General features: G+C 46.1%; 14 protein-coding genes. 7 read left to right on the plus strand and 7 right to left on the minus strand.

What is annotated here, in order from left to right; all coding sequences use genetic code 11:
* Positions 1-3: 3 nt before the first annotated feature.
* Together serS and PHG53_07170 are read left to right on the plus strand one after the other, a co-directional pair.
* Entirely contained in the window at positions 4-1,281 is a 1,278-nt protein-coding gene (serS, locus tag PHG53_07165) for a serine--tRNA ligase (GenBank protein MDD5381400.1), read from the plus strand.
* A gap of 75 nt (positions 1,282-1,356) precedes the next feature.
* Positions 1,357-1,902, plus strand: a complete 546-nt coding sequence (locus PHG53_07170; GenBank protein ID MDD5381401.1) for a transposase — start codon at positions 1,357-1,359, stop codon at positions 1,900-1,902.
* 303 nt (positions 1,903-2,205) lie between these two features.
* Here PHG53_07170 and PHG53_07175 read toward each other — a convergent pair whose 3' ends face one another.
* Together PHG53_07175 and typA are read right to left on the minus strand one after the other, a co-directional pair.
* The gene (locus PHG53_07175; protein MDD5381402.1) at positions 2,206-3,615 is read right to left on the minus strand and encodes a hypothetical protein; all 1,410 of its coding nucleotides are present in this window, start codon (positions 3,613-3,615) and stop codon (positions 2,206-2,208) included.
* Between the two features lie 718 nt (positions 3,616-4,333).
* Positions 4,334-6,187 (minus strand): translational GTPase TypA, encoded by a 1,854-nt coding sequence (gene typA, locus PHG53_07180; GenBank protein MDD5381403.1) that lies wholly within the window; start codon positions 6,185-6,187, stop codon positions 4,334-4,336.
* Between the two features lie 160 nt (positions 6,188-6,347).
* Between typA and PHG53_07185 the strand changes: the two genes are divergently transcribed.
* Both PHG53_07185 and PHG53_07190 read left to right on the plus strand, forming a co-directional pair.
* A complete protein-coding gene (locus PHG53_07185) occupies positions 6,348-8,891 on the plus strand; it encodes a DNA internalization-related competence protein ComEC/Rec2 (protein ID MDD5381404.1) in 2,544 nt (847 codons plus the stop codon).
* Between the two features lie 27 nt (positions 8,892-8,918).
* Complete coding sequence (locus tag PHG53_07190) at positions 8,919-10,148, plus strand: alkaline phosphatase (protein MDD5381405.1); 1,230 nt, start codon at positions 8,919-8,921, stop codon at positions 10,146-10,148.
* Positions 10,149-10,204: 56 nt separating this feature from the next.
* Here PHG53_07190 and PHG53_07195 read toward each other — a convergent pair whose 3' ends face one another.
* The 5 genes from PHG53_07195 to aroE all read right to left on the minus strand — a co-directional run bounded on the left by PHG53_07195 (position 10,205) and on the right by aroE (position 15,893).
* Positions 10,205-10,864 (minus strand): OmpA family protein, encoded by a 660-nt coding sequence (locus PHG53_07195; GenBank protein ID MDD5381406.1) that lies wholly within the window; start codon positions 10,862-10,864, stop codon positions 10,205-10,207.
* 56 nt (positions 10,865-10,920) lie between these two features.
* Positions 10,921-12,069: a prepilin peptidase gene (locus PHG53_07200; protein MDD5381407.1), complete on the minus strand. Its 1,149-nt coding sequence runs from the start codon at positions 12,067-12,069 to the stop codon at positions 10,921-10,923.
* Between the two features lie 33 nt (positions 12,070-12,102).
* Positions 12,103-13,320 carry an argininosuccinate synthase gene (locus PHG53_07205; GenBank protein MDD5381408.1) on the minus strand — a complete coding sequence of 406 codons (1,218 nt, stop codon included), beginning with the start codon at positions 13,318-13,320 and terminating at the stop codon, positions 12,103-12,105.
* A 185-nt stretch (positions 13,321-13,505) separates the two neighbouring features.
* Positions 13,506-14,312 carry a hypothetical protein gene (locus PHG53_07210; GenBank protein MDD5381409.1) on the minus strand — a complete coding sequence of 269 codons (807 nt, stop codon included), beginning with the start codon at positions 14,310-14,312 and terminating at the stop codon, positions 13,506-13,508.
* A gap of 21 nt (positions 14,313-14,333) precedes the next feature.
* The gene (aroE, locus tag PHG53_07215) at positions 14,334-15,893 is read right to left on the minus strand and encodes a shikimate dehydrogenase (protein ID MDD5381410.1); all 1,560 of its coding nucleotides are present in this window, start codon (positions 15,891-15,893) and stop codon (positions 14,334-14,336) included.
* A 165-nt stretch (positions 15,894-16,058) separates the two neighbouring features.
* On the opposite strand from aroE, the gene PHG53_07220 reads away from it, so the two are divergent.
* From PHG53_07220 to PHG53_07230, 3 genes are read left to right on the plus strand one after another with little or no spacing between them, the layout of a single operon-like run.
* Positions 16,059-16,853, plus strand: a complete 795-nt coding sequence (locus PHG53_07220; GenBank protein ID MDD5381411.1) for a 2-amino-3,7-dideoxy-D-threo-hept-6-ulosonate synthase — start codon at positions 16,059-16,061, stop codon at positions 16,851-16,853.
* Between the two features lie 28 nt (positions 16,854-16,881).
* Positions 16,882-17,877, plus strand: coding sequence for a 3-dehydroquinate synthase II (locus PHG53_07225; protein MDD5381412.1), 996 nt, complete (start codon positions 16,882-16,884; stop codon positions 17,875-17,877).
* 4 nt (positions 17,878-17,881) lie between these two features.
* The gene (locus PHG53_07230) at positions 17,882-18,313 is read left to right on the plus strand and encodes an MgtC/SapB family protein (protein MDD5381413.1); all 432 of its coding nucleotides are present in this window, start codon (positions 17,882-17,884) and stop codon (positions 18,311-18,313) included.
* Positions 18,314-18,316: the final 3 nt, after the last annotated feature.

Consider the following 18,316-nt stretch of genomic DNA (forward strand, 5'->3'; position numbering starts at 1 on the left):
GCTATGATAGATATTAAGCAGATTCGCGAAAATCCGGACAAATTCAAAAAAGCCGCAATCGACAAACGCATCGACGTCGATATCGACAAGCTGCTGAAGGTTGAAGCCGCGTTACGAAAGGACAAATCAGAGCTTCAGGAGCTTACCGCCGAAATTAATACGCTCGGAAGGTCGGTGCCGAAACTTACAGGTACTGAAAAACAGAAAATGATAATTGAGCTTTCGGCGCTGAAGCAAAAGGCCTCTGCCCTCAGTGAAAATATAAAAGAGCTTCAGCCGAAATACGATAAGCTGATTCTTCTGGTTCCTCAGCCGACTGATGATAATGTGCCTATCGGCAAAGACGATACAGAGAACGTCGAAATCCGAAAAGAAGGCAGCGTTCGGCAATTCGATTTCGAACCGAAAGACCACGTCCAGCTTGGTTCCGCTCTCGATATTATCGATATCGAGCGCGGCGTGAAACTGGCCGGGACGAGAAACTACTTTCTCAAAGGCGATGGCGCGCTTCTGCACTGGGCTGTTTTGCGGTTCTCTATGGATTTTATGGTCGGCCGCGGCTACACGCCGATGTCGGTGCCTATCCTTATGAAAGATGAGGCGATGAGAGGGACCGGCTTTTTCCCCGGCTCGGAAGACCAGACATACCGGATGGAGGCAGACCAGCTTAACCTTGCGGGCACCGCGGAGGTGCCGCTGACCGCTTACCGGATGGGCGAAATACTCAAGGCAGATGAGCTGCCGTTAAAATTCGTGGCGATGTCAAGCTGCTTCCGCCGCGAAGCTGGCGCTGCGGGCAAGGATACTTACGGTCTGTATAGAATCCATCAGTTCGATAAAATCGAGCAGGTAGTAATCTGTGAAAATAGCGTCGAGCAAAGCAATAAGTTTCACGAGGAGATTCTTGCCAATTCGGAAGGCGTAATGAAAGCCCTTGAACTGCCCTACCGTGTTGTGAACGTATGCACAGGCGATTTGGGACGGGGCCAGGTGAAAAAATACGATATCGAGGCGTGGATGCCTTCTCGCAAAAATTACTGCGAAACGCACAGTGCAAGTAAATTTTATGAGTTCCAGGCAAGAAGAATGAATCTGCGCTATAAAGACGCAGAGACGAAGAAAAATCTGTTTTGCCATACGTTGAATAATACAGTTGTCGCATCCCCAAGAATTTTGATACCGATTCTTGAAATGTATCAGAACGCCGATGGCTCGGTAACAATACCAAAAGTCCTTCGGCCGTATATGGGAGGAAGGGAAAGAATAGAAAGCTTTGTTTAGCAGTCGCCGTAACGGCGACTATGCTTATTGAACAGTAGTCGTTCCGATTACTGCTAAACGAATATCGGATCGTAAATGATTATTGCTTATCATACTATATTTACTACATACGGTACTTGGTTGCCGAACGACCCGCGTGGTTCATACTCAAAAGATGTTTACATCAGGCAATTACAATCCTTGGGGACTGTAAAATACGGACGCCAGAATCCGCAACCTGCAAAGAAGACTCTTCAAAAATTTTGGGCTGTAGCAAGACATTGCACAACTCGCCCGCCGTTTTTCATTAACGATAGAACAAGACCGCTTGTAGCATTGGGTTTTCGAACAGTTATTAACAGATTTAATGTTATAGTGCCTGCCTGTGCGATAATGAACGACCATGTGCATATACTTGTTATGCGACCGGAATACACGATCGAATATCTTGTCAACCAGTTAAAAGGTGCGGCTACCAAGGCGATGGAACTCGATCGTACTCCATGGACACGAAGTTTCTGGAAAACGTTTATCAATGACGCTGATACCCTAAGTGCCGCTGCCAGATATATCTGTGCTAACCCTGAGAATTCAGGCCTTCCCCCTCAATCTTGGGATTTTGTCACCCAATTGAACGTTTAGTTTGTTTAGCAGCCGTCGGAACGACGGCTTTTTATCTTGTTTAGTGTCCGTCGTCGGCACGACGACGCTTTACTCTGAATCCAGTTTAGCAGTCGCTGGCACGGCGATTTAGTGAATTTCCGTTTAGCCGTTGTCGGCACGATAACGTTTATCATTCCCGCAAAATTTATCCCCGAAAGTGCTTCGGCCATATATGGGTGGGAAAGAGAAAATAGTCACTGATTTATCAAGCTGAGCAAGTGTGCCTTTTACCGAGTACAGCTAACTTCATTTTGAGAATTGGTTTATAGGGTTACGGCTTGGTTAGTTTCGATTAGGCACCTTTTTAGAATTGTTCCTAAGTCTTTCTATTCTAAACCTTGCTTCTTTAACCCATTGCGAAAACTTAGGTATTGACTCGGAGACTTTAATAAATTCTTGGTATTCAGTAATTGCTAGTTTGACATCCCCAAATCCTTCATTTAACAGAGCGTAAATAAATTTAAACTGTGGCTTGTCAGGATATTTAGTAATAGCTTGAGTTAGGAAAAATAACACTGAATTTAATAATGCTAATGATGGTGCATATGTCATTATTCGCTTATAAATTTTTTTGGCTTCACGCAAATTCCCCTCGTATGCAAGCAAAAAAGCTTCTGAAAAATCGCATGATATTTGGGTTTCTTTTTGAAGGTTGTTACGACTCATACGAATAGATGTTTTTGCAGCAGGAATGTCACCTAAAAGAAATTGGAAAATAGCTATAAGTGCATATGAGGTAGTGCTATTGGCAGGATCAAGTTGAAGTGCTGAGTTAGTCTGTTTTAACCAAGCTTCAAGTTTTGGTTGTGGTATCTGGAATAGGCGTTCTTCGTAAAGTTCTTGAAGGTATTCAAGTCGAACTTCTTGTAACAGTGAAATGGCATACAATTGCTTTATATTTTCAATAAATCGACTAATAGGGGCAATACGTCGCCTTTGGTTATATTTTACATTAACATCGGCATATAACAGACCTAATAAAACCTTAGATTCATTGAACCTATTTTGTGAAAAAAGTCCAAGGGCGACTATATATCTAGAAAGTTCGGCGAGATTGTTTGCTACTATATTCTTATCAATAGTATTTTCTATATTCCAACCTAATTTCTTTTCAGACAACGCATCTGCTATCATCTGTGGCTTTAGTAGTATAGTTTTAATGCACGAAATGGTAAGCGATGAAAATCCTGTTAATTGTTTACCTTTTACTGTCAGGCATTCAAATCTCCCACAAATCAAAACTTGTCCCCTAGCTTTGTTTAATAGTCTGATATTTATGTCATGTGGACCTGTTAAGTGGTTTGGAGGTATCTGCTTGATTGAGATAAGATTTGTAAAATCGCGGCTACGTATTTCGGATTCTAGCCTCTTGCGAAGGTCTGATAGTTCTTTTGAAAGTTCTTCATCACGTACAGGACCAAAAAGGATCCCTATTTGCTTTTGATTAAATGTCGGAACTCGCCGTAGGCTCAGCCATATTATAAGAACTATAGCAGAAATTAATATGATGCAGGAATATAAAAAAATCCCTCTTGTAATTAAAATGTCTTGTGGTGGTAGTATCTTTGTAAATAGACCATAAACAGAAAGGAAAAACAATAAGGAAGCCAGTTCGGTTAGCAACAAACCGGTAAATGAATAAAAATAATATTTTGCTAGCCTGAAGATCTTGAGTGCATCAATCTCATCCATAAACTTGTTCCAATTTTAGATAGTACTTATCCACTTTCTGGTTTTTTCCTAACCCCATAACGCTTTTTCTCCACCGTTGCTCACCTAATTTTACCCCATTTTCTAAATTCTCACAACACTTTTGTTTTTTCCCTATCTCCTACACCTAATCCTTTTTTCAATCAAAACCGTTGGTAGTTGGGCATCTAAAATTAATTTTCTGAAATTTTTTTATCCCTTTTACCGCAACGACTTACCCAAAACCGCACTCCGAAAACCCCATAATTTTCGCATCAAACGCGCAAGTTCCTCTAATTATAGAAAGGACGTATTCTGTTCCTTGTGTAATTAGTTAAGGATTCGTTTATGGTTTTTATGTTTTCTTTATTCTGAATACTGTCTTCTGAATTCTGTATTCTGTTTTTTTCGTCTGTTGTCTGCTTCAAGCGGCTTCGGAGATTGTCTATTTACAGCGGAAAAATCAATCAAAATGAATTAAATTATGCGAAACGAACCCAATTTCCAGAAAGCCAAAAATGAACTTAACCCCCTATTCGACAATGACTAACAACCCAAAACCACGAACTACCAACTTTGAAAAACGAACCCAAACGAAGCCAATTTTATCGTTACTCGGCGCGGAGCCAGTTGGCGGCGAAAATCGCGAAGTCAGCAAAGGCGGAGAGAATAGAAAATCGAGAGTCGAAAGTTGAAAGATGAGTTATTTTGCTTTTGCCTATTACCCTTTTCTTGAAGCGCGGCGGCGATCCTGTTCTTTGAGGAAGCGTTTCCGGATTCGGATAGAATTGGGGCAGATTTCAACAAGCTCATCGGCCTGGATATATTCCATCGCCAGTTCGAGACTCATTTTTCGAGCCGGTCGGATTTGAGCGGCGTCATCTTTGCCGGCCGTACGCATATTGCTCATCTGCTTGACCCTTACCGGATTTACAGGTATGTCGTTATCCTTGCAGTGTTCGCCTACAACTTGGCCGTCGTAAATTTCTTCGCCCGGCTCGACGAAGAAGAAGCCGCGGTCGTATAAGGCGTCAAGTGCATAAGCGGTTACCCGGCCGGTGTTGGTCGCAATCATAACGCCTGCCTTGCGCTGGGGAATGGAGCCGCGCATCGGCTCGTATCTTTCGAACGAATGGTGCATAATAGCTTTGCCCTGCGTGGCGTTCATCATCCTCGCGTGCAGGCCGAACAGGCCCCGCGACGGCAGAAGAAATTCCATATGAATGAAATCGCTCGTTCCCGTTTTGGCATCTATTTTCATTACTTCGCTTCGCCGTTCGCCTAAAAGAGCCATTATGGCACTCTGGCATTCGATGGGGCAATCGACCGCAAGCAATTCTATAGGCTCGTGGTGAACGCCATCGATTACTTTTACGATTACCTCGGGTTTGCCGACACAAATCTCGTAACCTTCCCGTCGCATATTCTCCAGCAGGATACCGAGATGCATCAGGCCGCGGCCTGAGACAATAAATTCTTCGGGCGTCAGGCCGGGCTCAACTCTTAGCGCGACATTATGCTGAAGCTCCCTTTCGAGCCGTTCGCCGATTTGCCTGCTGGTAACGTATTTGCCGTCGCGGCCGGCGAAAGGGCCATCGTTGACGCGGAAGGTCATTGACATTGTCGGCTCATCGACGGCGATAACAGCGAGCCGAGAGGGATTATCGGCACAGGCGATAGTGTTGCCGATATCGATGGGGTCAAGGCCTGATACCGCGCATATATCGCCGGCTAAAACGGTCGGGACCTGCTTTCGGCCGAGGCCGTCGAAAAGATGGACCTGCAGGACCTTCTGCAGGGTATGGACATTGTCGGCGTCGATGACAGTAACATTCTGGCCCTCGCTTATTTGTCCCGCGAAGACACGACCCACGGCGATTTGTCCCACATAATCGGAATATTCAAGACTGGTTACGAGCATCTGCAGCGGAGCGTCGGGGATAACCTGCGGGGGAGGGACATTTTTGATGATGGTCTCGAATACGAGCTGCATATTGCTTGTCTTTATGTCGGGGTCGGTTGTCGCCCAGCCCTGCCTTGCGGAGGCGTAAACGATGGGGAAATCGAGGGCCTTATCGTCGGCGCCGAGCTGAACGAGCAAATCGAATATCTCGTTGACAACGTCGTGCGGGCGGCTGTTTTCGCGGTCAATCTTATTGACTACAACAATGGGCCTTACTTCATTCTCGAGGGCCTTGCTTAAGACGAATCTTGTCTGCGGCATAGGGCCTTCGAACGCATCGACCAAAAGGAGGACGCCGTCGGCCATCTTCAGGACTCGTTCGACCTCTCCGCCGAAATCGGCGTGGCCGGGCGTGTCGATTATATTAATCTTGTATTCGTTGCCTTCGGCGTCGGTATAGTAAATCGCGCAGTTTTTGCTGAGGATTGTTATGCCCCGCTCGCGCTCGATGGGGTTCGAATCCATAATCAAGTCGTGCTTGCTGCCGGCCAGCTTGTCGAGCTCCTCGGTCCGGAACGTGCCGGACTGGTAGAGAAGCTGGTCAACCAGGGTCGTTTTGCCGTGGTCAACGTGGGCGATTATCGCCACATTACGAATATAGTCTGAATACATAATAAACTCTAAACAGGGAATTCATTCAAGATTCGGTTCAATCCTTGTTGTGAGAGCGAACTATATTACATTATTCTCAGTAAATGTCAATGCAAAAGGCGATATTGCTGAAGAATTTGGTCTTGAGTCTTGCGTTTTGTTTTTGTAATTTGTTCGCTTAATGGACGATATACGGCGGAAGTTAGAACGGATTGATGAGCAGCTTGCGGGAGGCTTGGGATATTATCACAAGCAAATCATAAGCACAGCCCCCCTGCTGTTCGCGGCGGCGGGTTTAATCGCGGGGATTTTAATACAAGACATATTCGATCTATCGGTTTGGGGTTGGCTTGCATTCATTGGGGTTTGCACGGCTGCGACAATTCTTTTGTATGTCATGTATCGCAGTAGAGAAGAACGACTACCATATATATTGGCCTATACGGTTTTGATTTGCTTTGTTTGTCTCGGTGCGATTCGGTTGAGCAGCTACGAGCGGCCTGCGAGCAACGACATTCGCAATTTTGTCACTGGGGAGCGGGTGTTGGCGACGATTCGGGGTTTTGTTATTTCCAAACCATACATCAATAAAAATGAGAACTGGGAATTTGTAAGGTTTACGCACAAAGACCCAACGAGCAGTTTTTATCTGAAGCTCGGCGAAGTTGAGACTGTCAACGGCTGGGCAAAGGTGGGCGGGACGGTGCGTGTGCAGGTTGATGAGCCGGTGCTGGATTTGAAGGCTGGCGATTATATACAGGCGTACTGCTGGCTGGACAGATTTAGAGATGCAACTAACCCGGGCCAGTTCGATGTAAGCCAATATCTGGCAAGGAAAAATGTTTTCGTTGCGGCATCGGTTAAATCGCGAGACGGTATTGAATTGCTTGAAAGTAAAGGCAAAGGCGTATTTACAAAAATAAGAGGAAAGTTTCGGGCAACAGCTGCACAAGCATTGTTGGGCGACTCGTCGATAGAAGAGAATAACCGCGGTTTGCTTGAGGCACTGCTGCTCGGTTACAGAGGAAATATCGGCAGCGATACTTACAGGGCGTTTCGTAAAACGGGACTGCTGCACTTCATCAGTCTTTCCGGGATGCATCTGGGAATTTTGGCGGGGATTGTCTGGTGGTTGTGCAAAACAGCGGGATTGCTGAAACGCGGGCGAGCGATTATTTGCATAATTGCATTAGGCGTTTTCCTGATGATAGTCCCGCCAAGGGCACCGACGCTACGAGCAGCTATAATAGTTTTTGTTTTTTGCATATCGTTTTTCTTTCACCGACCTCCCAATTCTCTTAATACATTATCATTGGCAGCAATAATCCTTTTGCTAATAAGGCCGACACAGTTATTTGGGGCCGGCTGGCAGTTATCATTTGCCTCAGTACTTGGACTTTTGCTTTTTTGTCGACGGAACTATCTATTCCTTTATGAAGGAATTACAGATATTTTTTCGTTCAAAGAAGCTTCAAAAAGCAAACCTTTTTTTCAAATAGCCTCAAGACCCGGGCCATATTTATTACAATTATTTTCTACAGGTTTTACTGCATGGGTAGGCGGGGCAGGGATTTTGCTGTATCATTTTTATACGATTAACCCCCTTACGGTTATCTGGACAATAATTGTTTTTCCATTAGTAGCCGGGATTTTGACTTTCGGATTTGTAAAAATCATTTTGTCTTTTTTATTACCGAGTGCAGCGATGGTATTGGGCATAATCGTGAATTTCCTGTCTGATTGTCTGATTTGGGCAGTAAAACTCTTCGCACAAGCAGGCATCTCGCAAATTCTTGTAGGGCACGTGCCGATTACAATGATTATCTTTTATTACTGCTTTATTCTTTTCGCTTTTTTTGTTTACTTCCGTCGCCATCTGCTGATTAAAAAAGTAATTTGCACAGCGATGATTTTAACATTGGTTACTTTCTTGGGTGTAACTAAATGGCAAAGGACACACCGGGACAATCTGACAATCACCTGTCTGGATGTCGGACACGGGCAGGCGATATTGGCCCAACTGCCGGGCAAGGCCAATATTTTGTTCGATGCAGGCTCGCTATACAGTAAAGATATCGGCAGACGGATTGTAACACCATTTCTGGATTACAGTGGAATAAGTGAAATTGACTCTATTATCATAAGTCATAACGATGTAGACCACATCAATGGGATACCTGAGATAGCCAAGTGCTGCGAGGTCGGCGGTGTTTATGCCAACGAAGCTTTTTTGGATAAGACAGACCAATGGGGCACGGCAAAATTTCTCAAAGAATCGCTAAGCAAAAAAGGATTTAGAATAAGAAACTTAGAAGATTTTAATTCAAACAGCGCCGCAAATATAAAAATACTCTGGCCGAGTGAACAGGTATGTCAGGATGAGCAATTAGACGATAATGACAAATCGATAGTTTGCCTGATTGAATATGCCGGCAGAAAAATACTTCTGTGTTCTGATATTGAAAAATTTGCACAGAGAGAACTGCTTCGACTGAATCCAAGCCTGAAAGCTGATGTTGTTGTAGCTCCTCATCATGGTTCACGCAGGACTATATCGCCGGATTTTTTGAAAAAGCTTGATGCTGAGATTTTGATATTCAGCTGCAGCCGCAGCGATCGCGAAAAAAACCGGATAATAAAGCCAACGGGTAGCGCCAAATATTTTTATACAGCTGAGGACGGTGCGGTCGTTGTTTGCATCGAGAAAGACGGTGTGATAAGATAATACGTATATGGAAAGGATATCGATATTATGAAAAACTTCACGAAGACACTAACGGCGATAATCCTAAGTGTCGTTGCCTTCACAGTCATATTCGGCTGTACACACGCAGAAACACACAAAGGTGATTCAGCCGAAAAGACTGGTTCATTAAAATCTGGTCAAAACTTAAATGATGCGAAGGTCAAAAACATAATATTTTGCATCGGTGATGGAATGGGGCTGTCGCAGACGGCTCTTACGAGGATTCAGAAACTTGGGCCGGATGGTATGCTCAATATGGAAACGATGCCAGTAGTTGGCATTACCCGAACACACTCACTGGATTCTCTTGCTACCGATTCACCTGCGGCCGGCACTGCCCTTGCAACAGGGGTAAAAACCAACAACGGCATGATTGGTATGATACCTGACGGAACAAAATACCAGACAATCCTCGAAGCCGCCAGGGACGCGGGACTGCGCACGGGATTTGCCGTGAATGTCCAGATAACAGATGCTACACCGGCTGCCTTCGGTGCCCATGTAAAATCACGATATGAGGAATCAGTGATAGCAGAACAGTTACTCGCCAACAAATTCAATGTTTTGCTTGGAAGCAGAAAGGAGTTCTTTCTGCCTAAGACAGCCCACGGCAGCAAGCGAGAGGACAATAGAAACCTTATAGCCGAGGCAAAGGAAATGGGCTATGAATACGTCGAAACCGCAGAACAGCTCAAATCAGCGGCAAAGCCGTATCTGCTAGGCCTTTTTGAACACAAATCTCTTACCAGCGAGCAGCCGGTGCCGAGTCTTGCCGAAATGACGAAAAAGGCTATTCAAATTCTCACGGCTAATCACGAGGACTCTTCGGCAGAAAACTCTGGTTTCTTTCTTATGGTCGAAGGCCATCAAATAGACTGGGCGTGTCACCTCAATGACGCAGATAAAATGGTAAAGCAGACGTTGCTGTTTGACGAGGCAGTTAAAGTCGCCCTTGATTTTGCTTCGGCTGACGGCCAGACTTTGGTAATTGTTGTCGCTGACCATGAAACAGGCGGCTTGACAATCAGGACTAAAACTTATGGCGAGAAGGCTAAAGCTCCATACCCGGTATGGTCACATGATAACCATACAGGCATACCCGTTCCAATCTATGCTTACGGTCCTCAGGCGCATATATTTACCGGAGTGTATGATAACACGGATGTTCCCAGAAAATTTGCAAAACTTTTGGGAATAACTCCATTTCCAAAAGTGTTCTCAGAAAAACAAAAATAAAAGCGGCCTTTATATTGTAAAGGCCGCTTTTTATTTCAACATATCAGCAGTAGTTGTTACTTCATATGAACAACGATTTCAACTCTCCGGTTCTTTGCTTTACCGCTAGCGGTTTTGTTAGAGGCAATAGGCTGACTTTCTCCACGGCCTATGGCTTGGATATTCTCCTGAGGAATTCCGTGTTCGACCAGGTATCTGACCACGACGTTAGCTCGCTCAGTAGAAAGCTGCATATTATCTTTCCACGGAGATTTCTTGATAGGGTCCGAGTCGGTATGGCCTATAACATCTAACTGTCGGCCGGAGTACTTGCTCTGCAATACTGACTTGATATGGTCAAGCTCAGTGCTGCTGCTTTTTTTCAGATTGGCTTTTCCCGGGTCGAAAAGTATTTTATCCGAAAGTGTTACCGTAAGTGTTCCCTCTTTAGAGTTGAGCGCTACATCATAACCTTCTCCGAAACCACTGGCCTGGGCCGCGGTTTGCTGACGTTCGGCAATTTGTTTCTGGAGCTCTTCTATTGTCTGGCGGCTTTGTGAAACCTGCTCATTGAGCTGGCCTTTCTCTGTTTTTTCCTTTTCGAGCAGACCTTTTATATTTTCGTGCTCCACATTCAGGGCCTTGTACTTTTTCTTCCAATCGGTGCAGCCGGGTAAAAGTGCAGCTGATGCAAGACAGATGAGCAGAATGATTGCTTTTTTGTTAACGGTTCGCATTTTCGTATCTCCTTTATATCAAAATTAAGTTTTTCCGTTAGTTTCAGCTTTTAATACTAAAATACCGCGTTTAAGTAGTCAAGTATTCTATCGTGAAAAATCATAACAGTAAATACACCTAAAGACAAGAAAGGGCCGTAAGGAATTTGTCTGGTTTTTTTAGAAAGTGTTCTAATGCCCGCCCAAGCCAGGCCGAAGAATGGTGCGATAAAGAATGCCACAACAACCAGACTTGCGCCTATTACCGTTCCCGCAGCACCCAATAAATGCACATCACCAAGCCCCATAGCCTCTTTTCCAAAGCCCAAAGTGCCCAAAATACGTGCAAACCATATGACTCCGCAACCGACAAAGTAGCCCCAGAGACTTCCCAGAAGTCCTGCAATTACAGGATGTTGTGAGAAATTCAGCCACCAGGTGCGTATCGAAAGGTTTCGGGAAACGAGCCAATAGGCCGCCAGCGAACAGATGATAATCGGCAACAAAAAGATGATTTCCCTGCAAATCTCCAGACGGTGGTTAATTGGTTGCTCTGTCGGTTCTTCCGGCTTCTGGGAGAATTCCTGAAGGTTTTCGGATTCGTAACTTCTTTTAATCAGGCCGGTTGCCAACAGGCCCCAGGATATTGCCAGTCCTATCACGGCTCCTGCGGCCAGCGATGCAACCTTGGCTGAGGCGCTTGGCAAAAGGGCGTAGTTACGAATTGCGGCAGAGTCGATTATGTAACCTCCGAGCGCCGAACTGATTAAACCCACTACGGTGGCGAACCAGCAAATTGAGAGTGGAATGACCCACAACTGCAGGTCGATGGCCGAAGCGGCAATCAGGGCAGCCAGCAAAATAATATAAATAAGATAGACGAACCAGCCGCCCTGCAAAAATGACCCGATACCGGTGCGCAAGTCAGTGCTAAACAATAAAAAAAACAGACTAACGAAAATCAAGCCGGTCAGCAATTCGATAACAAAATAACGCGGTGAGATTGGAGCTTTGCAATCCCGGCACTTAGCACCTAACAGCAGCCACGAGACCAGCGGGATGTTGTCATAAAAACGAATGTGCGTGCCGCACGCAGGACAAGCCGAGGGCGGTTTTATCAGGGATTCGTCGCGGGGCAGGCGGTAAATGACAACGTTGAGAAAGCTGCCTATACAACAGCCAAACGCAAAAATAAAGATAAACCAAATCCATTCCGGTACCGCCACAACGCCTCCTTTGCGTTAGAACCCGGGGCTAAATCATTTCTTTTTGTTTCTTTTAATTGCTCCGGTGATTTTCATCTGCAAGCCGAACAAACGAATAAACCCGGTTGCATCCGTCGACTGGTATTCGGCGCCCATTTTGAAACTTGCCAGGTCTGTCCGGTACAGGCTGTTCGGGCTTTTTACGCCGGCCGGTGTGCATTGTCCCTTGAATAGTTTCATCTTGACCTCGCCGGTGACGTTTCGCTGAGTAACATTGACAAACGCATCGAGCGCTTCGCGCAACGGAGAAAACCACTGGCCGTAATAGACAAGCTCGGCGTATTTCAGGGCAAGCATCTGTTTGTAGTGCATAGTTTCTTTATCGAGCGTGAGGCTTTCGAGGGCTTTGTGCGCCGTAACGAGAATCGCTCCGCCAGGCGTTTCATACACGCCGCGGGATTTCATGCCGACCAGACGATTTTCGACAATATCAACTTGGCCGACGCCGTGCTTGCCGCCGAGAAGATTTAGCTGCTCAATCAGTTTTACACCGTTTATCTTTTTGCCGTTAAGTTTTGTCGGCACACCTTTATCGAAGCCGACCTTGATATAATCGGGCTTATCAGGGGTTTTCGAGACCGGGCGGGAGATAACGAACAGATTTTCTTTCGGTTCATTGGCCGGGTCTTCGAGGTCTGCCCCTTCGTGGCTGATGTGCCAGAGATTGCGGTCGCGCGAGTAGATTTTTTTCTTGCTCTGGTCGATGGGGATTTTGTGTTTCTTTGCGTAATCGACGGCCGCTTCCCGGCTGGTCAGCGTGAAGTTAGGGTCTTTCCACGGAGCTACGATTTTCAGCTTTGGGTCAAGCGCCATATATGTTAGCTCAAAGCGCACCTGGTCATTGCCTTTGCCAGTTGCACCGTGTGCGACGGCTGCGGCGCCCTCGGCATGAGCAACTTCAACCTGATGCTTTGCGATTAACGGCCGGGCGATGCTTGTTCCCAGTAGATACCCATTTTCATATACAGCGCCGGACTTTAGCATTGGCCAGAGATAGTCTTCGACAAACTCTGCTCTGAGGTCTTTGACTACGCATTTGACTGCGCCAGATTGCAGAGCTTTTTTCTTGATGCCGGACAGCTCGTCTGCCTGTCCCAAATCGGCCGCAAAGGCGATTACATCGTAGCCGTAGGTCTCTTTCAGCCAGGGCAGGATTACGCTGGTATCCAGCCCGCCGCTGTATGCCAAAACAACTTTTTCTTTCTTTGCCATCTTTATCTTTCGACACGGATTAACACAGATTTACACTGTTTTAGTTTGCTTTAATATACCAGTAATTGCTCCCGCAGAGCAACAATTAAATTGCTGAAGACTAAAAGTCTATCCGAGTTATCTGAGATTTGTATAATTGTCGAAAAATAAAATTTCTCACGCTGGCTTAATAATCTCTGCACTCTTTATTCAATAAGCAAATCTGGACTTAACTGTAGTGGGATTTCTGAATATTCAGGATGGAACTGCTTAATCCAACTGAAGACAGTCTTTTCGAGGGGGTAATCCGCCGATGGGTTGTGGTATGCTGCTGATTGCGACAGCCTTAACTTAAACTTTCCTTTTGATACATAGCGTTCCAGATAGACCGAAGCTGACAATTCTTCTGGCATCGCAGATGCATCTAACAATGTATCTGCGAAAGAATGATGACGTTGTGTTCCGAACCCACTCGACGTGGTATAATCAAAAACAACGAGAACGCTTGGCTTCTGTTTATCGTAACCATACTTAAGTTGGTTTATCTTCTCAGCAATCTTCCCCCGGATACGTAATGCTTCTTTGTCGTGATTAGTAATGGGTATATTTTTGCCATTTGCAGATAAATTCCGATCAGTTTGAGAAATATTGAGAGTCGTAATTTCACAATAAAAGTGCGTGGGTGAAATTACATTGAAGTCAGGCGCGCTTTTCTTTTCCTTCACCGTTTGCAAATCCCATCCAAGGGACTTTGCCAAATTACACCAAAACAGTTCATCGACAGCACCAAGGTGATCTTCAGTAACCACACTTTCAAGGCGCTTTTTCATATGTTTTGATTGTTTAGTACTACAAGGAAATTTTAGAAACCACTCTCTAATTTTGTATAGATAGATGCCACCATATCCGCCAATATCTCTTAGCACATCTTCTACCCACGAAGATGAAATATTTTTGGATTTTACATTGTTTAGCCAGTTGTCATCATAGAGTTGTTGTAATCGTGTATTCATCTGTTGGCCACAAACATTTTTTCATTTTTGACTAAGGCAATTAGAAATGGTTTTTCTCATGAGTTTAGGGTCGGTGTCTTTGCCTGTGAAAAGTTTGAATTGGGCAGCGGCCTGCTTTGTAAACATTAATAAGCCATCGATTGTTTTTGCACCGGCTTGCTTTGCCTGTTTCAATAACAGGGTTTCGGCTGGATTATAAATCGTATCGAAGACTACCATATCTTTTTTCAGGTATTCCCGCGGTATAGGCGTTTCATCAATGTTCGGATACATTCCGACACTGGTGCAGTTTACAACTAATTTCGCATCCAAATTTGTCAAATCCTCTAAAGGCACAGATTGGCAACCAAACTCGGCTGCCAGCTTTTTGCCCCTTTCAACAGTGCGGTTGTAAACAGTGATTTTGGCGCCGGCGTTGCTCAAGCCTGCTACTATGGCTTTTGCCACGCCGCCTGCGCCGACGACAGCCGCCGGCAAATCTTTCAAATTGGTCTTGGAGCCAAGCGTCGAGATAATAGCATCCATCGCCGCCGAGTAATCGGTATTGCAAGCGGACAATTTGCTGTCGGGGCTGATGATAATGGTGTTGACGGCGCCGATTTTATCGGCTAAAGGTTCAACAAAGCCGCGATTTTCCTTTACGAAATTGAGGGCGTTTTCCTTGTGCGGGATGGTTACGGATAAACCGCTAAGGCCCAGCCAGGGACGCGAGAGGATATTATCCATAAAGGCATTAAATTCGGCCTGCCCCCCCGCTACTAACAAAGGCAGGTAAACTTTATTTAAGCCGGCTTTGGCGAAACAGGCATTGTGGATGGCGGGACTTAGCGAATGGGCAATCGGTGAGCCGATGACACCATAAAATTCGGTCTGAACGTTTATGGATTCCCAGCGATAAAGATTTTTTAACTGGGCAATTGTCGATTGTCCCGGCGCGGTCGCGGTCTTTTCGTCGATGCTGGCAAATGTTAGAGAGCCATCTAATTTTTTGGCGAGGATCCTCGTAATAAAACCCGGCTCATTCATACAAAAAGCGATAAGGTCGCCTTTCCGGCCGTGCAGCAAATCCAGAATGTCGAAACAGTCGTTGATGTGACGGGCCGTATAGACCAGCTTTGGAATTGCGGCCGGGTATAAAGTCTGGATGTTACGATGGAGTTTTATGATGTCGGGAAATTTAGTCTCGAAATTATGGGCGGACAAAATCAACCGGCCCTTTGACACCTGCGACAGGGCTTTGCGTATTCTTTCCTGGTTTTCTGCAGAGAGAAAGCTTTCATATTCAAAGTCAATAAATTCGGCATGGGCTTTCAGGGCTTCTGTGAGTATCTCAATTCGCAGCCGGACTGGATAATCAATCGCGCCGCCCTGCCGCTTGTCGCGACAAGTTACGATTATCGGCGGCGGAGGAGACGCAGTTTTAACTTCGGCAATTAAATTTTTAACCAAATCAACACTGATATTTTCGAGATAATCAGTTCGCAATTCGAGCATCTCGGCGTCTTCGGCTACGGCGGCCTTGATTTGCTGCTTTGCCTGGTCCTGATTTTTAGCTGCTATGGGAACGGCTAAATATGTCATTTTTCACTCGCAGTTCATAACAAAGCTATAAATTGACGATATGATATGCTATGGAGGGATATATTGCAACGATGGTTATAAGCTTAAGGGTTAGGCGGTTTTTTCTTGCGTTTTTGACAACTTTGAGTAGATTCTACAAATAAAATTATGATTGGAGATTCCGCAATGATAGGAAAAAAGATAAGATTAGAGAGAATAATCGACCGCAATTCTGGTAGAACGGTAATTGTTCCAATGGACCACGGCGTTACTGTCGGGCCTATTGAAGGGCTGACGGATATGCGAGAGGCGGTCAGCAAAGTCGTGGCCGGCGGAGCAAACGCTATCCTGATGCACAAAGGGATGGTTCGTGCAGGCCACAGAGGCGCAGGCAAGGACATCGGGCTGGTTATCCACCTCTCGGCAGGAACGTCAATGAGTCCTGACCCAAACGCAAAAGAGCTGGTTTGCACCGTTGAGGAAGCGATTAAGCTGGGCGCTGACGCCGTGTCGGTACATATAAACCTAGGTGCCGAGACGGATAAAGAAATGCTGGGGCAATTGGGCTTCGTAAGCGAGCGGTGTATGCAATGGCAGATACCGCTTGTTGCGATGATGTACACGCGCGGGCCCAAAATCAAAAATGAATACGATGTTGCCAATGTCAAGCACGCCGCCAGAGTCGGGGCAGAACTTGGCGCCGATATTGTCAAGGTGCCATACACCGGCAGTGTCAAAAGTTTCGCCACGGTAGTCCAGGGCTGTCCTGTGCCGGTGGTGATTGCAGGCGGGCCGAAGATGGAAAGCGACAAGGACATATTTGAGATGGTCGAAGGGGCATTGAAAGCCGGTGCCGCGGGTCTTTCTATCGGCCGAAACGCTTTCCAGCACAAAAATCCTGAAAAAGTAGTCGGTGTTCTTTGCGAAATGGTACACGAAGGCATCAGCGTCGAAAAGGCAGTCAAAATGCTTCGGGGTTAACATACGTAGCCGATAAGGAATTAACAGAATGAAAAAGCTATGGGTAAATGTTGTTCCATACGAAAAGGACATTGCTATAGCTGCGCTTGAAAGCGGTGCTGAAGCAGTGGTTTTGCCGGACGGAAAAAGCGCAACTGTTCGCGAGTTCGGTAAAATCAAAACGGTCGAGAAAAACGGCGATATTAAACCCGGCATTGATGTTGAGTTCGTCGATATAGCAGGCAAAGCAGACGAGGATAAAGCTGCGGCGGTGCCCGAGAGCAAAATCATTGTGCTGCGAATGCTCGACTGGACGATTATCCCGATTGAGAATCTGCTGGCCAAGCGCGGCAGAAATATAATGGTGCAGGTGAAAAACAGCGAACAGGCCAAATTGATGGTCGAGATATTGGAGAAAGGCGTCGACGGCGTTGTGCTGAATACGACAGACGTCAACGAGATTAAAAAAACCGCTGACCTCATTCAGGGCGTAAGCGAAAAGGTCGCTCTTGTAACAGCTACTATTACAGCCGCAAAACAGCTCGGGATGGGTGACCGGGCTTGCCTCGATACCTGCACGCAAATGGAGCTGGGTGAGGGTATGCTCGTCGGAAATACGGCTTCGGGTTTCTTTTTGGTGCATTCGGAATCCATCGACAATCCTTATGTGGCATCTCGGCCTTTCCGCGTCAATGCCGGTGCGGTGCACGCATACACTCTGGCGCCTGGCGGTAAAACCATGTATCTGGCCGATTTGAAGGCCGGTGACGAGGTGATGGTGGTAGATTTTCAGGGCAAAAGCCAGACGGCATATCTGGGCAGAAACAAGATTGAGAAAAGACCTATGATACTTATTGAAGCCGAGGCCGAAGGTATGCCGATAAGTCTTGTTATGCAGAATGCCGAGACAATCCGATTAGTCAGCCCCGATGGGAAAGCGATTTCGATTACGAGTTTGAAACTGGGCGATAAGGTGCTTGGCCATATCGAAAAGGCCGGCAGGCATTTCGGTATGCAAGTCGATGAAACTCTCATAGAAAGGTAGCTCTATGAACTGGACAGGTGATATATTTGCCATACTGCTGGCGGTTTGCTGCGGGGCTGCCATCGGCCTCGAACGTCAGCTCAAACGCAAACCCGCAGGCCTGCGTACGAATGTTCTGATATGCCTTGGCGCAGCCGTTTTCACTATAATCTCGGCGAGAATGGCCGGCGATAAGGATTCTATCACAAGAATCGCGGCCCAAATCGTAACAGGCGTAGGTTTTCTCGGTGCAGGCGCGGTCATTCAGGACAGGGGCGGCATCCACGGCCTGACCACCGCCGCGACAATCTGGCTGGTGGCCAGCGTCGGTATGGCCTGCGGCGCAAAGTTGTATCTGCTGGCGGTCATATCAACTCTCATCGCGGTTATTGTTCTGGTGGGTCTTAGACGTTTGGAAAACCGCTTTGGACGTTCCGATAAAAAACACGAACAGTGAACA

Source organism: Phycisphaerae bacterium, assembly GCA_028714855.1.
Classification (GTDB): Bacteria; Planctomycetota; Phycisphaerae; order Sedimentisphaerales; family Anaerobacaceae; genus CAIYOL01.